Raw genomic sequence first — 16,075 nt, 5'->3', positions numbered from 1 at the left:
TTATTTGCCAAGTAAGCTCAAGTCGCGGGCATTCCAATGAGGAAAATGCTTACGAACCAAGGCATTTAGCTCAAGTTCAAATTCACTAAACTCACTGTTGCAGGCGCTATCTTGTTGCACACTTGCACTCACGACCATAGCGGCGGCAACGGTCACGTTACTGAGTCGGTCAATTAAAATGAGTCCACCGGTGTCACGGTTAACGGTGTAAGGGTCAACCACGATAGATTCCGTGAGCTCTAATTGCACCCGCGCAATGCTATTAAGGGGTAAGCTGGTTGCTTGACTTTTGTCTAAGGTGTTGACGTCGGTGACATACTCAATGGCACTGACAATGGTTTGGGTTTTCTTGCCAGCCACTTTTAAGTCGTACATTTGCCCAACGGCCAATGGCTTTTCGTCCATCCAAACTAAGTCAACGCTGAGCTTGTTGGCGACACTGGGCTCGTTGCCCACCTTGGCAATAAGATCGCCACGTGAAATATCAATTTCATCTTCAAGGGTCAACGTAACCGCTTGTCCCGGAATAGCTTGCGCTATGTCACCATCAAAGGTCACAATGCGTGCAATTTTGCTGCGCTTGTTTGATGGCAGCGCCACCACTTCATCGCCCACATCAATAATGCCTGATGCCAACGTACCTGAAAAACCACGGAAATCGAGGTTAGGTCGCTGAACATATTGCACCGGAAAACGCACCGCTTGTTGTGATAATTCACGTTGAGTATCAATACTTTCAAGTAATTCCAATAACGTTTTACCTTGGTACCAACTACCTTGCTCACTTTTATTAACCACGTTGTCGCCATTTAATGCTGACAGCGGCACATAGTGAATATCAAGGTCGCCAAAGTCTTTGACGAACTCGGCGAATTCTTGGCTAATATTGTCAAATGTGGCTTGTTCAAAACCCACTAAATCCATTTTATTCACCGCCACCACAAAGTGGCGAATGCCCAATAACGAGGCAATAAAGGCGTGGCGTTTGGTTTGAGTCTGCACGCCGTAACGAGCATCAACTAAGATAACCGCCAGTTCACAGGTTGATGCACCTGTAGCCATATTACGGGTGTATTGTTCGTGACCAGGGGTGTCAGCAATAATGAATTTGCGCTTTTCACTGGAGAAGTAACGATAGGCCACATCAATGGTGATGCCTTGTTCACGCTCAGCTTGTAAGCCGTCAACTAACAACGCTAAGTCAATCGCTTCGCCTGTTGTCCCCATTTTGGCACTATCGCTTTTTAGGCTGGCTAATTGATCTTCGTAAATTTGCGCGCTGTCGTGTAATAGACGCCCTATTAAGGTCGATTTACCGTCATCGACACTGCCACAGGTTAAAAAGCGCAATAAACCTTTATTTTGTTGTAAGGCTAAATATTGTTTCACGCCGTGTTGTTCGATTTCGGCGGCTAGACGGGTGGTGTTATTCAGTGCTTGGTTCATGTTATTCACCGTATTGAAGATGGTCATATTAATGATTACGTTAAGTGCGGCTGCTTTTAGCTGTCAGCCTACATGTCATGGGTTAGAAATAACCTTGGCGTTTTTTCTGCTCCATTGAGGCAGATTGGTCAGAATCAATCAGCCTGCCTTGACGCTCACTTGAACGGGTCAATAACATCTCTTCGATGATTTTTTCTAAATCATCCGCTTCACTTGGCATCGCTGCCGTTAATGGATAACAGCCTAGTGTTCTAAATCGAACGCGCTGAGTTGTGACTTGCTCGCCTGCTTCAATTGGCATGCGCTCGTCGTCTTTTAAAATCAATTGCCCGCCTTTGTTAACCACTTGACGATCGGCGGCAAAATACAATGGCACTAATTCAATGTTCTCTTGGTAGATATATTGCCAAATATCTAATTCGGTCCAATTTGATAATGGGAATACTCGAATACTCTCGCCCTTATTTACTGCGCCATTGTAGGTGCGCCATAATTCTGGGCGTTGGTTTTTCGGATCCCAACGGTGATGTTTATCGCGAAACGAATACACGCGCTCTTTTGCGCGTGACTTCTCTTCGTCACGACGAGCACCGCCAAAAGCTGCGTCAAAGCCGTATTTGTTTAACGCTTGCTTTAAACTTTGGGTTTTCATGATGTCGGTATGTTTAGCGCTGCCGTGGGTAAATGGGCCAACACCTTGTTCTACACCCTCTTGGTTGGTGTGAGTTAATAACTCAAACCCAAACGCTTTGGCTTGAGCGTCACGAAACTGGATCATTTCTTTGAATTTCCAGCCGGTGTCGACATGCAATAACGGGAATGGAATTTTACCCGGGTAAAATGCTTTCCGAGCTAAGTGCAGCATCACTGACGAGTCTTTGCCGATAGAGTACAGCATAACTGGGTTATCAAACTCAGCTGCCACTTCGCGAATGATTTGAATGCTTTCAGCTTCCAACTGTTGTAAGTGGCTTAATGAACGACTCGCCATGATTACTCTCCATATATGTTATCTTGCTCAATGTGTTGAGCCGGTAATATCAAACTGATTATTTAAATGATGCTGTTGTATTAGGTTAGTTCGCCTTCATGGTGCGCTGCGGTTGATCATGGGTTTGATTAAGCTGCTCATCTGCTTGCGGGTTAAACCAATTCAAACTGTCAGCCAACGACACCACTTCACCAATGATCATTAATGCTGGCATTTTCAATTGCGGCAAACGTGCTAATTGATCAAGCTCACTAAGCTTGCCAATAAAGCATTGTTGATGCGGGGTTGTTGCTTGCGACACAATGGCTACTGGCGTAGTACCGCTACGACCTGCCTCCATTAAGCCTTGGCTTATTATGTTGGCGTTTAACACCCCCATATAAACCACTAAGGTATTGTCTTTATTAGCATAACTTTGCCAATCCATCGGGCGATTCTCAAGTTGGCAATGACCTGTCATAAAGGTCACGCCTTGGGCATAATCGCGATGGGTTAATGGAATGCCTGCATAGGCAGATGCGCCGCTAGCAGCAGTAATGCCGGGGATGACTTCAAATTGCACGCCTGCAGCCACTAAAGTTTGTAACTCTTCACCGCCGCGGCCAAAAATAAACGGGTCACCGCCTTTTAAACGCACCACGTTTTTACGGGTATAAGCTTTAGTAACAAGCAATTGATTAATTTGATCTTGGCTAGCGCTATGCTTACCGGCGCGCTTGCCTACGGCTATCTTTTCAACATGCTCTGGGATCAACGCTAAAATCTCAGGACTAACCAATGCATCAAACAGCACGGTATCGGCTTGTTTAAGTTGCCGATAGGCTTTGATGGTCAACAGATCAACATCACCTGGACCTGCTCCAATAAGCCAAACCTTGCCTTTTTGTCCTTGATTAGGGATTGAGACCAATTCCATTGCACTGTCCATACTCGTTAATGTTGATTAAATATAGCGGCTTACATATTCCATATATAATAGTTAATAGTTAGTTTTTATAACTTTTTTGAATATAGAGAAATGAACGAGTGATAAGTTGCAATGACGGATCAACCAATAAAGAAATAACAGCGAGTGAATTCGGTTAAACATTCGCCGTCATTGGCTTGTTTTCGAGGCTGTTTTTGCTTGTATAAGTGCAAAAATGACGAGTTCACTTTGTTACATACATTTATTCGACAAAGCAATTCTTTTTTGATAACAATGAATGAACAAAAACACAACACCAAGATGATGAATACATAATGAAAAAAACGCCAAATCGTAAAAAAAACTCCATTTCTTCTTATGCATGTTGTCTATTAACTGGCATATTTTGCTTCATTAGCGGTAACACCTTTGCAGATGATTCATTATTAGAGCAGCGGGTAAAGGATGAACTTGAAACCTCAAACCATGCATTTGTTATCACGCCGCATAAAGCCAACTATATTTTACCTGCTACGTATCAAACGCGTACTCATTCACAACCTTTTGAAGATATGTATCCTGATGAAGTGGGTGAAATAGATCAGGTGGAAGCTAAGTTTCAAGTCAGCTTTAAATTCCCTTTGTGGTACAACATATTTGGTGACAATGGTCATTTATTTTTTTCATATACCAACCAATCATATTGGCAGGTATATAACAAAGACGTGTCTTCGCCTTTTAGAGAAACCAATCATGAACCGGAAATGTTTTTATTATTTAATAACGACTGGAAAGTGGCTGGATTAACCAACTCGTTCTGGGGCGTTGGTGCATCCCATCAATCCAATGGCCAAGCCAGTTTATTGTCGCGTAGTTGGAATCGTCTGTATGCAAGTATGGTGTTTGATAAAGGCCCATTTGCAATAGGATTTAAAGCTTGGTGGCGCTTACCTGAAGATGAAAAAACCAGCCCCAATGATCCTCGTGGCGATGATAATCCTGATATTAACGATTACATGGGTAATGTTGAAATCACCTCTGTTTACGGGTTAGATGACCACCGTTTTACCATGTTATTGCGTAATAACTTATCTACCAGCGAAAATCGCGGCGCGGTTGAGCTGACCTGGAGTTACCCCATTATGGGCAACTTACGAATATATACGCAATACTTTAATGGTTACGGTGAAAGCTTGATTGATTACAACCATCATAACCAACGCTTTGGTATTGGTTTGGCATTAAACGACATTCTGTAATAGCTAGGTTTCGTACAACTAGATTTATTACAACTAGATTTATTACAACTAGGTTTATTACAACTAGATTTATTACAATCATCGACAAAAAAACGGCAAAAACTAATTAAAAGTGATTGCCGTTTTCATTTTTCAAGCCACTTGGTTTTTCATCATTTCTTGCCGCATTATCTGCTTTCAAGCGCTTTGACTGATAAATAAAGCATGTTTTGGCCATAAAAAACGCCAATAGTTAATTCTATTGGCGTTTGGTGCAGGTTATCTCAAACGCTCTTTTAAGCGCAAGCTCACTCAGTTAAGCAACTAACTGAGTTAATTTTTATCACCGTAAGTCATTTGTGTACTTAATATCAGTCCTTGTGAGTTAATGTCGAAATCAGCGCCAATTTTAATATTATTGCCCTCAAACATTTTCAATTCTGGCGGAATGGATTCACCACTTTGCTCAATAAAATCAAATAACGGACTCAGTGCTTTAACGTAATCAACATGGGTTGATACTAAGCCATTAGTACTGAGTTTTTGTTTACCTAATGCATTTGCCATTGCCTCGCCTTTGTCGCCACTAAACAACACTAAATGTTGGCCTTTAATGGCAAGTTTGGCCTTAATGCCGTATTCAGGTGGCAGCATTAATAACGAAGACACATCAACAGGCGCAGAATCAGCCGTTAAATTTAGCTGTGCTAATGGTGGATACAATGGTGCAGCCAAACTCAATAATGCGTGTGGATCTTCAGCGCTAATCGCCACAACGGCATCAAGGTTATCTACTTTAGGCTCACCGTGTTGCTCAGATAATTGATAGCCATTAACCGCAACACTCACTCCTTTAACACCATCAGCCATGCTGGTCATCATGCCAAGCATCATTGGGTTTTGGCTGGTAAGTTCTTGTTGTAACTCCGCCAGTGGCGCACATTGGTAACTCGGCGCTTGTAGCTCTGTCCATATCGCACTCAGTGAAGAAGATAGCTTGCCCACGTCGCTACCCAACGCAAAGCTGAACAAGTTGCTGTTTTCATCAATAGACGGCACAAAGCCGCGTAATTTATTTAACGCCGCCAAAATGGGGGCATTTTTAGACTCAACGACTAATTGATTGCCTATTTTGCTGTAGTTAGCGCTGATATCAAGCTGGTTAAAGCCCATCACTGTCATCGGCCAATTATCACTAATAGAGGTGAGTTCTTGATGACACACAGGGGTTTGCAGTAACTGCACGTCTTGATTGTTTTGCCACTGCTCTAACTTGGCTAACTGCTTAGCAAGGGTGTTGCCATCTTGCGTGGTCAGCCCTGCCACTAATGCTTTATGATTGAAAAAGCTGAGCGCGTCTTTGACAAAACCGTGGCGCTTAAAAATATCTGTCAATAATGACGTTTCAGTGATGGGGTGAGTCACCTTACGAGCCCCAAGCGCTTGCGCGGTAAACTCGTCATCAATTAGCGATGTTTTAACCGTAAAAGTAAACCAGCCATTATGCTCGGCAATCACCAGATCGAAGCTTTGTCCTTGTTGCGGCGCAATAATGGCATATGAGCGGAAGGCTTGGCCGTCAAGTTCGCCTTGCTGATGTTTCACGCCACTTTGCGCTTCCGCGTTATCAATTTGTCCCCAAAATGCCTTGGCATCGGCCACTTCAATTTTAACGACCGGTAACGCGCCAATGAAGTAAGCGTAGCTTTTCATTTCGTCCGCTAGGCCGAATGAGGCTAATAGTTTTTCAGGTTGGTGCGCTAAGCTCATCACATGATTAAGCAAGCTGATGGTAAAAGGCTCAATCAACAACGGACTGTCTTTTTCAAGGGGTAAAGGTTTAGCATCTTGTTGCTGGTAGTTTTTTGAAGTCGATAATAAGTAATTCTTAATTGGAAATGGCTTTAGCTGACCACTAAAAAACACCGTGTCTGCAGGGACATTAGCTAATATACTATCGGCTGCGACTTGCGATGACTCATTCATAGCAACGTACCCAGCAGCGGCAACAGTCACCAAACCTGCGCTGACGAAAAACTTGTTCATTATCTACTCTCCAAAAAATCGACCGCGACAATCAAAGTGGCGTATCAATAGGTGTTTCTTAAACGAATAACGCAATACTATAACCGCGAAAAAAACATAAAAACATAGTAAAACAGCTATTTATCTACGCTTTAAATTAAAACTATTGTGAACTAAACCCAAGCAATTACCTAGCGCAATTTAAGCCTGTGCGCGTAAAATTTGTGCTTATCATCTTGGCAGGAATGAATGCTTGAAAAGCATTCACACTCATACAACAAGCTCGTCAACATTTTCATCATTAATGACAATAATGACGTAGCACAGCGCTAATAAGCGGGTTAACTGAATGTTGACGAAGAAAACATGCGGGTTTAAAACGTGAAATCCCCAGCAAAACAAACGTTTTGCTGGGGATGACGGATATGATTGCTTATACGCTAACAAGTCAATCAGAGTGCTCGTGGATGCGAGCAGGTTTTTGGAGGGACTTAGGTTGCAAAAACAACCTTAAAAAGTATCGACAAAAACCATCTACGGGAACTTCTTAATTTAGACTAGCTTCAATTAATTTGCATGATTTTTTAACAAAAATTCATTCAAACGACTGACTCTAGCTAAATATTCTGTTAATAACTATTTAAAACACCAAAATGTATACTTAGTTAATAGGTTTTAGCATATTAATCTGAGATGACACTTTGATGACAGTCGAGGCCCTGTTGATGATTAAACCCAAAACTCATTCTTTAGTATTAATTAGATTTCTAGGTGCAATCCACATTCACGCTTCATACCGTTAAAGCGGCTGTCCTCTTCACTCATCCCGACCTCTAACGGCTTAGATGAATGCGTGTCGCCAACAGACACATAACCTTGCTCCCATAATGGGTGATAAGGCAATTGATGCTCAACAAGGTATTCATGTACGTCTTTATTGCTCCAATCAATAATGGGCAATATTTTAAAGCGCTTACCGTGAATAGCTAATATCGGCAACGCTTCTCGAGTACTAGATTGGCTTCTACGCAACCCGGCAAACCATGTCCCAACGGCTAACTCTTCCAATGCTCGCTGCATCGGTTCAACTTTGTTGATGCGGTTATATTGTTCAAGCTCGGCTAAACCTTGCTGCCATAATTTACCGTAGCGTGCTTCTTGCCATTGCGGGCTGTGCTGGGCACGGTATACCTTCAAGTTAAGTGTTAACCTTTGCGTGAGCTGGTCAATAAACTGATAGGTTTCAGCAAACAAGTAACCGGTGTCCGTTAAGATAATCGCAATATCAGGGTTAACTTGCGTCACCATATGCAGCATGACCGCTGCTTGAATGCCAAAGCTTGATGATAGCGCTTGCTCAGCGGGTAAAAATGCCATTGCCCAAATCATTCGCTCTTGCGCGCTCAACCCTGACAAAAAAGCATTAATACGTTCAAGCTCTGTTGCTTGCTGCTCTGGCGTAGCATCAAGCAGTGCTAATAGCTGCTCGGGAGTGATTAATGCCTCAACGGATTGCGCAGCTAATGATGCGCGTAAAGTTGCGCTAGCTGGAGCTGCTTCTTCTGTTTGAGACGCTGTTTGCGCTGGTGTTGCACTGAGCTGATTAACCATGAAAATCCTTAGCGGCGTCGTGTACGGCCTTAACGATACCGGTGCGAACCGTAAAGTTGCCGAATGTTTCACCTGCATTTCGTTGCTGTGCATATTGTTCAAATAACTGATCCAGTTCGGACAATATTTCAGCTTCTTGAATGTTTTCTTTGTGCATTTTATTAAGTCGAGTGCCTTCAAAACTGGCACCTAAATATAAATTATAACGCCCAGGCGCTTTTCCGACTAAACCAATTTCAGCGGCAAATGGTCGTGCACAACCATTAGGGCAACCGGTCATGCGGACAACGATGGCTTGCTCCGCAATGCCGTGTTTTTGCTGCAAACGGTCAACATGGTCAATAAAGTCAGGGAAGTAACGTTCTGCTTCAGCCATGGCTAATGGGCATGTGGGCAATGCAACACAGGCAATAGAGTGGCCACGAGTTTGGCTGATCACTTTCCCAAAGAATCCATGCTGACGCGCTAACCCTTCTATTTGATCTTTGTCGGCGGCATCTACCCCTGCGATGATCATATTTTGGTTTGAGGTCATACGAAAATCGCCTTTATGTACTTTGGCAATTTCACGTAACCCAGTTTGTAGCATTTTTCCTTCGACATCTTTAATGCGGCCGCTTTCGATATACAGCGTTAAATGCCATTTACCGTCAATCCCTTCAACCCAGCCATAACGGTCACCGCGGTCGCCAATAACAGCTTCACGCATCGGTTCAAACTTAACACCTGCACGGCTTTCTACTTCAGCTTTAAATTTGTCAAAGCCGTTATCAACAATCGTGTACTTCAAACGTGCGCGGCGACGATTAACACGGTTGCCCCAATCACGTTGGATTTTCATAATCGCTTCGGCGAATTTAATCACATCTTTAGTATAAATAAAGCCCAAGTTGTCAGCTAAACGCGGAAAGGTTTCTACGTCACCATGAGTTGACCCCATACCGCCGCCGGCGGTTAAATTAAAACCGACTAGCTCACCGTCTTGTGCAATAGCAATTAACCCCAGATCATTGGTGTAAACATCCACATCGTTATCTGGTGGCACTGCAACTGCCATTTTAAATTTACGAGGCAAATACGTATGACCATAAACCGGCTCACGCGTTTGGGTATCAACTAATTTATCTTTATCTAACCAAATTTCAGCATAGGCATGAGTGTGTGGCAGCAAATGATCAGAAAGTTCTTTCGCTACTTGATAAGCTTGCTGATGTAACTGAGACTGCACCGGATTTGGATTACACATCACGTTACGGTTAACGTCACCACAAGCTGCGATAGAGTCGAGCGCAGTTTGGTCTAACCCTTGGATTAAGGTTTTTAAGTTACGCTTAGGAATCCCATGGTATTGAAAGGTTTGACGCGTAGTTAATCGAATACTGTTTGAAGTGGTTAAGGTTGACGAGATACGGTCAACGTCTAACCATTGTTGTGGCGTACATACCCCGCCTGGCACACGTGCGCGCAACATAAAGCTGTGCAGCGGCTCAAGTTTTTGCGCTTTACGCTCATTACGTAAGTCGCGGTCATCTTGTTGGTAAAAACCATGAAATTTAATTAGCTGTTGGTCGCCTTCGCAAAATGATCCGGTGACTTGGGTGGCCAGCCCTTCTTTAATCGTACCGCGCAAAAAATCACTGTCGGTTTTTAAATATTCATTTACTGCTAACTTTTGCTCGCTCATGTCACACCTCTAAACAGGGTAAGTTACTTTGCTGACGTTATTTTTTATGTTGTCTAAGTAACGAAAAATTTGATGCTTTATTGATTGCCTGTTTATCTCAATCATTGTTTTACACTCATCACCTAAGCACTGTGGCTAGGTCGCAGGTTATATCGATTTACGCGATGCAAAACACAAGATAAACAGGGCGTAGCACACTTAGTAGACGTCTTTTTGATAACGTTTATCGGCACGCAGCGTATCTAAATAGGCTGCTGCGTCGTCTGCACTGAGCGCACCGTGCAACTGGGCAACATCAATGAGTGCTTGATGCACGTCTTTAGCCATGCGCTCGGCGTCACCACAGATATACAAATGCGCACCATCTTGTAACCATTGCCAAATTTGAGCGCCTTGCTCAGTAATGCGGTGCTGAACGTAAACTTTGTCAGCTTGATCGCGTGAAAACGCCACATCTAATTGGTTTAATTCCCCATTTTTGAGGTATTGCTGCCATTCAGTTTGGTATAGAAAATCTTGTTCAAAATGTGGATTACCAAAGAACAACCAATTATTGCCGCTTGCACCATCAACACTGCGTTGTTGCATAAAGGCTCTAAAGGGCGCAACTCCCGTACCGGGGCCAATCATAATGACATCGGTGTCTGGGTTTTCTGGTAAGCGGAAATGCTTGTTAGGTTCAACATAGACTTTCACTTGTTGGCCTTCGGTTGCTGAAGCTAAAAAGTGCGACGCCCCGCCAAAGCGAGCTTGGCCTTGACGTTCATCCTCAACTAAGGCCACCGTTAAGTGCACTTCGGTATCAACTTCAGCTTGGCTAGAGGCGATGGAATATAACCGCGGAGTCAGTGGACGTAACAAGTCAACAAATGCTTGAGCGGTGGTACTTGCAGGGCTAGATTGAATTAAATCCACCACTTGATGCTTAAGCATAAACTGGCGCGTTTGCACTTTATCTTCAATAAGGGCTAATAAATTGTTATCTGCACTTAATTGCGCCCATTGCTCGATAAAGCCGGGATAAAGCTGAGTCAGTTCTTTCACGTTCAGCAGTGCATCACGCAGTGTCATTGACGCGTTTTTAACTTGTACTTGTTCATCGCCACTTAAGCTTAGGCTTGTCAGCACTTCATTGACCAGTTGCGGGTTATTGCTAAACCAGATACCTAATGCATCGCCGACTTGGTATTGAATCCCCGAGTCAGCTAAATCGATTTCAACATGGCGCACGTCACGATCAGAATCTCGCCCGGTCAGCTTTTGGCTCACAAGAATTTCAGCCGTATATGGGGCTTGTTTGCTATATTGGCTGGTTGCACTTTGCGCTTGTGAAATCGGCACCACACTGGCGCTAGATGTCTGTAGTAATGGTTTCACCGCATCGATAACTTGGGTTTGCCATTGCTGCGCTTGCTCTTCATAGTCCACATCACACTCAATCAGCTCAGTTAACGCATTAGCACCTAACGCGCGTAAACGCTGGTCAAAATCTTTACCTGTTTGGCAAAAAAATTCGTAACTTGAGTCACCTAAGGCCAAAACTGAAAAATGCAGTTGCTCGAGTTTTGGGGCACGTTTTGAGGCTAAAAATTGATGTAATTCAATCGCATCATCTGGTGCTTCACCTTCACCATGTGTGCTGACCACAAGCAGCAATAACGACTCTTGTTTCAATTGGCGAACGTTATAGTCTCCCATTGAGCTTAAGTTCACCGCGTAACCTTGTGACTGGGCTTTTTCAGCCAACGATTGCGCAATACCGTGACCATTACCCGTTTGGCTGCCATAAAGAATGGTAAGAGTGGGACTGCTGTCTGCTTGGGGCAAATTAACATCCGCGTTTGCTTGGTTGGCATTAGCAGCAAGATAACCGCTTACCCAAGCTTGTTGAACTGGGGTTAATTGTGCGGTGAGTTGCTTTAGCTTTTCAACTTGTCCTTGAGATAAGGGAGAGGCTAAAGCGGAAAGTTCTTTTAACAACATAGGGCGGCCTTATTTTATAATAATGCCAATAGCTTACTCGCCATCTAACCTAGCAAAAAAGAATAAAAGATAATTCTTTATTCCTTTATGGAATATGCAAAAAATATTTTTTACGCTACAAAAGTGTGGCCTAGTTAAAGTTTTTATAAAATACGTGGCGCAAAACAACTTTTTATTCTGGTAGGGCTTGTCACCGTTATAGATAATGCTTCAAGCTAAGAAGCTTATTGATTGAACATGTACAACGTTAACCGCTTTAAAAGCACAATCGTCATCACAAACAGGTATTTAAATTAGAACCAAAGCACAAATACTTTTTTATATTGATGCGTAAGTCACACCATGTTTCACGACCTAAATATTGGTGTGCAAATAATGTACCTATGCTGAATTATGTTCAGACACTGGCCTTTTTATTAATCATCAGGGAACAGTCATGCAGATTGGAATACCGAGAGAAAGTATCGAGGGTGAAACCCGCGTCGCTGCGACGCCGGCTACCGTGATACAGCTACAAAAACTCGGCTTTGATGTAGTCATAGAAAAAGCAGCAGGCAATCTGTCTAGCTTTGATGATGCTGCATTTGAGGCTGCTGGAGCAAACGTCGTAGAAAGCGCGTATCAAGCGGATTTTATTTTTAAAGTTAACGCGCCTAGCGACGAAGAAATTGACAAAATGAACGCCGGCACGACCCTAGTCAGCTTCATTTGGCCAGCCCAAAACCCAGAGTTAGTTGAAAAACTGGCTCAAAAAAATATCACCGTAATGGCCATGGACATGGTGCCACGTATTTCACGTGCACAATCATTAGATGCCTTGTCGTCAATGGCTAACATTGGTGGTTACCGTGCGGTTGTAGAGTCGGCACATGAATTTGGCCGCTTTTTTACTGGACAAATTACTGCGGCAGGTAAAGTGCCACCAGCCAAAGTATTGGTGATTGGTGCCGGTGTTGCGGGTTTGGCCGCCATTGGCGCTGCGGGATCACTTGGGGCGATTGTCCGTGCATTTGATACTCGTCTTGAAGTCGCTGAACAAATTGAATCAATGGGCGGTGAGTTCTTAAAGCTTGAGTTTGATAATGAAGAAGGCGGGTCATCTGATGGCTACGCTAAAGTCATGTCAGATGAGTTTATTGCCGCTGAAATGGCGCTTTTTGCTGAACAAGCAAAAGAAGTCGACATTATCATCACTACCGCACTTATTCCAGGTCGCCCAGCGCCTAAGCTTATTACCAAAGAAATGGTGGATAGCATGAAAGCGGGCTCTGTGATTGTTGATTTAGCCGCCGCCACCGGTGGTAACTGCGAATATACCGTTACAGGCGAGAAAATCGTGACCGATAATGGTGTTAAGATTTTAGGTTATACCGATTTACCCGGTCGTCTACCTGCACAATCATCGCAACTTTACGGCACTAACTTAGTTAACTTAATGAAGTTAATGTGTAAAGAAAAAGACGGCAATGCCACGCTCGATTTTGATGACGTGGTTATGCGTAATATGACCGTGACTCGCGATGGCGACATCACCTTCCCGCCGCCAGCTATTTCAGTGTCTGCTGCGCCGCAAAAGCCCGCGCAACCTGTACAAGCTAAAGTCGTTGAAGAAAAAGCGCCGTCTAAATTGAAATACATTTTAGGCGCTGCAGGTCTTGTGGCCTTTGCCATGATTGCCCAAGTTGCACCTGCTGAGTTCTTGTCTCACTTCACCGTGTTTGTGCTTTCTTGTGTTGTGGGTTATTACGTGGTTTGGAATGTGTCACATTCATTGCATACCCCATTAATGTCGGTCACTAATGCGATTTCAGGGATCATCGTTGTGGGCGCATTATTGCAAATTGGTCATGGTTCGGCCTTGGTGACAGCTTTATCATTTGTCGCCGTACTTATAGCTAGTATCAACATCTTTGGCGGATTCACCGTCACTCAGCGCATGCTGAAGATGTTCCGTAAAGATTAAGGGGTATTATTGTGTCTCAAGGACTGGTAACAGCATCGTATATCGTTGCGGCATTGTTCTTTATCCTCAGCTTAGCGGGGTTATCGAAACAAGAAACAGCTAAAAACGGTAATTTATTTGGCATTATCGGTATGGTGATTGCGTTAGGCGCAACCATACTTAACCCTGAAACAAGTGGCGTACAATGGATCATTCTTGCAATGGTTATTGGCGGCGCTATTGGTATTCGCCTTGCATTGAAAGTTGAAATGACTGAAATGCCTGAGTTGGTTGCTGTACTGCATAGTTTTGTTGGTATGGCCGCGGTATTAGTCGGTTATAACAGCTTTATTGACCTGCATGTCATGCCGGTCAATGAAGTGGTTGTCACCATGGGCGATGATATCAACGCCACATTAGCCGCGGCTAAAGTGGCTATTGAACAAGCAAGTCAAACCCCTGCTCACGCTGAGCACATGACTGGCGCAATGCTAAATATTCATTTAGTGGAAGTGTTCTTAGGTATCTTCATTGGCGCAGTCACCTTTACAGGTTCTGTTGTGGCCTTTGGTAAGTTACGCGGCTTAATCCCGTCAAAAGCATTAATGCTTCCGCATCGTCATAAGTTAAACCTTATTGCCGTGTTGGTGTCATTAGCGTTAATGGTCATGTTTGTACAATCAGGTGGTTCATACACACCGGTGATTATTATGACGTTAATTGCCTTTGCTTTTGGTTGGCACTTAGTGGCCTCGATTGGCGGCGCAGATATGCCTGTTGTGGTATCAATGCTTAACTCATACTCGGGTTGGGCAGCAGCAGCGGCTGGATTCATGTTATCCAATGACCTGCTCATTGTTGTGGGGGCACTTGTAGGCTCTAGCGGAGCAATCTTATCTTACATTATGTGTAAGGCAATGAACCGTTCGTTCATTTCTGTTATTGCTGGCGGTTTTGGTAATGACGGCGCAGCACCAACGGGTGACGAAGAAGTCGGTGAGTTCCGCGAAACCAACGCTGAAGATGTCGCTGATATGCTAAAGCAATCAAGCTCAGTTATTATCACTCCAGGCTACGGCATGGCAGTAGCGCAAGCTCAGTATCCGGTAGCTGAAATCACTAAGAAACTGCGCGACATGGGCATTACTGTGCGCTTTGGTATTCACCCTGTTGCTGGGCGTCTACCAGGACACATGAACGTATTACTTGCTGAAGCAAAAGTGCCTTATGACGTGGTATTAGAAATGGATGAAATCAATGATGATTTCTCTGACACAGATACGGTATTAGTCATTGGTGCTAACGACACGGTTAACCCTGCTGCAATGGAAGATCCAAACAGTCCGATTGCAGGTATGCCAGTGTTAGAAGTATGGCAAGCGCAAAATGTCATTGCCTTTAAACGCTCAATGAATACCGGCTATGCTGGGGTTCAAAACCCATTGTTCTTTAAAGATAATACCCAAATGCTATTTGGTGATGCTAAAGACAGTGTTGAAGCGATTTTAAAAGCAATGTAATCGCTAAATTGTATTAAACTTAATACGTTAACTGCGTTTTGAAACAAAAATACCAGCCTGATGGCTGGTATTTTTTTATCTTTATTTGAGCACGGATCTGGCGCTAATTTTAGCGTGAGCTTCGCAAATGAAATGCATAAGCCTTCGTCATAATGGCGCGCAAACTCAACGTACTGATATTAATGCCGCTAATAATGCTAAATTAGCTACGTGAAGATAATAAATACCTAGCGCTATAACCTAATAAATTATCGATACAATCATTTGCATCAAGCTCTAATGCTTTAGCGTTAAACTTGACTTTTTCAATCACACTGCAGTGGGCCTGCACTGATTCAACATTGCCGCATAAATTAAAAAATAAGGTTAACACTGCACAGAATTTTGGCATCGATAAAGCACGCTTCCAAGAAGCATCAAGCTTGGTCAGCGATGAAAAGTCTAACGCTTGAACAAAGTACTCACCAATGGGCTTATCTAACTTAACTAAAAATTCAGTTTTGCGGGGAAAATGATGGCTAATTCCGGTGCGGCTAATGCCCGTCGCATCAGAAAGAGTACTGTAAGACATGGCTTCAAATCCAATTGTCAAAACTTGGTTGAAGGCTTCATCTAAAATGCAGCTGACGGTATGTTCCGTTTCTGCTTTTGAACGCTTGGCCATACAATGGGTCTCTCAAACAAATTTTGCGCTGAGAATACCAGAGCCCATAAGGAATATCCGCTGA

Annotated in this window: 11 protein-coding genes; 3 read left to right on the top strand and 8 right to left on the bottom strand. The window is 43.5% G+C overall.

All coding sequences use genetic code 11. From position 1 onward, the window contains the following. The 3 genes from cysN to cobA all read right to left on the bottom strand — a co-directional run bounded on the left by cysN (window position 1) and on the right by cobA (window position 3,353). Complete coding sequence (gene cysN / locus G3R48_RS08270; RefSeq protein ID WP_153664333.1) at window positions 1–1,446, bottom strand: sulfate adenylyltransferase subunit CysN; 1,446 nt, start codon at window positions 1,444–1,446, stop codon at window positions 1–3. 82 nt (window positions 1,447–1,528) lie between these two features. Further along, window positions 1,529–2,437 carry a sulfate adenylyltransferase subunit CysD gene (cysD, locus tag G3R48_RS08265; protein WP_153664335.1) on the bottom strand — a complete coding sequence of 303 codons (909 nt, stop codon included), beginning with the start codon at window positions 2,435–2,437 and terminating at the stop codon, window positions 1,529–1,531. Between the two features lie 85 nt (window positions 2,438–2,522). After that, entirely contained in the window at window positions 2,523–3,353 is an 831-nt protein-coding gene (gene cobA, locus G3R48_RS08260) for a uroporphyrinogen-III C-methyltransferase (protein ID WP_153664337.1), read from the bottom strand. Between the two features lie 326 nt (window positions 3,354–3,679). On the opposite strand from cobA, the gene G3R48_RS08255 reads away from it, so the two are divergent. Then, window positions 3,680–4,603, top strand: a complete 924-nt coding sequence (locus G3R48_RS08255) for a phospholipase A (RefSeq protein ID WP_153664339.1) — start codon at window positions 3,680–3,682, stop codon at window positions 4,601–4,603. A gap of 312 nt (window positions 4,604–4,915) precedes the next feature. Here G3R48_RS08255 and G3R48_RS08250 read toward each other — a convergent pair whose 3' ends face one another. From G3R48_RS08250 to G3R48_RS08235, 4 genes are all read right to left on the bottom strand, one after another. Next, entirely contained in the window at window positions 4,916–6,628 is a 1,713-nt protein-coding gene (locus G3R48_RS08250; protein ID WP_153664341.1) for a hypothetical protein, read from the bottom strand. A gap of 738 nt (window positions 6,629–7,366) precedes the next feature. Next, window positions 7,367–8,218, bottom strand: coding sequence for a phosphoadenylyl-sulfate reductase (locus G3R48_RS08245; RefSeq protein ID WP_153664343.1), 852 nt, complete (start codon window positions 8,216–8,218; stop codon window positions 7,367–7,369). Next, window positions 8,211–9,902 (bottom strand): assimilatory sulfite reductase (NADPH) hemoprotein subunit, encoded by a 1,692-nt coding sequence (gene cysI / locus G3R48_RS08240; protein WP_153664345.1) that lies wholly within the window; start codon window positions 9,900–9,902, stop codon window positions 8,211–8,213. The genes G3R48_RS08245 and cysI overlap by 8 nt, the downstream gene beginning before the upstream one ends. 198 nt (window positions 9,903–10,100) lie before the next feature. Next, window positions 10,101–11,885, bottom strand: coding sequence for an assimilatory sulfite reductase (NADPH) flavoprotein subunit (locus G3R48_RS08235; RefSeq protein ID WP_153664347.1), 1,785 nt, complete (start codon window positions 11,883–11,885; stop codon window positions 10,101–10,103). A gap of 436 nt (window positions 11,886–12,321) precedes the next feature. On the opposite strand from G3R48_RS08235, the gene G3R48_RS08230 reads away from it, so the two are divergent. Further along, window positions 12,322–13,848 (top strand): Re/Si-specific NAD(P)(+) transhydrogenase subunit alpha, encoded by a 1,527-nt coding sequence (locus G3R48_RS08230; protein ID WP_153664349.1) that lies wholly within the window; start codon window positions 12,322–12,324, stop codon window positions 13,846–13,848. Between the two features lie 11 nt (window positions 13,849–13,859). Beyond that, window positions 13,860–15,347, top strand: a complete 1,488-nt coding sequence (gene pntB, locus G3R48_RS08225; protein WP_212593274.1) for a Re/Si-specific NAD(P)(+) transhydrogenase subunit beta — start codon at window positions 13,860–13,862, stop codon at window positions 15,345–15,347. A 202-nt stretch (window positions 15,348–15,549) separates the two neighbouring features. Here the strand turns inward: pntB and G3R48_RS08220 are convergent, their stop codons facing one another. Further along, complete coding sequence (locus G3R48_RS08220; RefSeq protein WP_153664351.1) at window positions 15,550–16,011, bottom strand: TetR family transcriptional regulator; 462 nt, start codon at window positions 16,009–16,011, stop codon at window positions 15,550–15,552. Window positions 16,012–16,075 lie beyond the last annotated feature (64 nt).

The sequence above is a fragment of the Shewanella intestini genome (assembly GCF_018221465.1).
Taxonomy (GTDB): domain Bacteria; phylum Pseudomonadota; class Gammaproteobacteria; order Enterobacterales; family Shewanellaceae; genus Shewanella; species Shewanella intestini.
This window is presented reverse-complemented; position numbering and strand designations above follow the sequence as displayed.

Coding starts and splice junctions, on each gene's coding strand:
- cysN (WP_153664333.1), bottom strand. CDS start 1,446: ATGAACCAAGCACTGAATAACACCACCCGTCTAGCCGCCGAAATCGAA.
- cysD (WP_153664335.1), bottom strand. CDS start 2,437: ATGGCGAGTCGTTCATTAAGCCACTTACAACAGTTGGAAGCTGAAAGC.
- cobA (WP_153664337.1), bottom strand. CDS start 3,353: ATGGAATTGGTCTCAATCCCTAATCAAGGACAAAAAGGCAAGGTTTGG.
- G3R48_RS08255 (WP_153664339.1), top strand. CDS start 3,680: ATGAAAAAAACGCCAAATCGTAAAAAAAACTCCATTTCTTCTTATGCA.
- G3R48_RS08250 (WP_153664341.1), bottom strand. CDS start 6,628: ATGAACAAGTTTTTCGTCAGCGCAGGTTTGGTGACTGTTGCCGCTGCT.
- G3R48_RS08245 (WP_153664343.1), bottom strand. CDS start 8,218: ATGGTTAATCAGCTCAGTGCAACACCAGCGCAAACAGCGTCTCAAACA.
- cysI (WP_153664345.1), bottom strand. CDS start 9,902: ATGAGCGAGCAAAAGTTAGCAGTAAATGAATATTTAAAAACCGACAGT.
- G3R48_RS08235 (WP_153664347.1), bottom strand. CDS start 11,885: ATGTTGTTAAAAGAACTTTCCGCTTTAGCCTCTCCCTTATCTCAAGGA.
- G3R48_RS08230 (WP_153664349.1), top strand. CDS start 12,322: ATGCAGATTGGAATACCGAGAGAAAGTATCGAGGGTGAAACCCGCGTC.
- G3R48_RS08220 (WP_153664351.1), bottom strand. CDS start 16,011: ATGGCCAAGCGTTCAAAAGCAGAAACGGAACATACCGTCAGCTGCATT.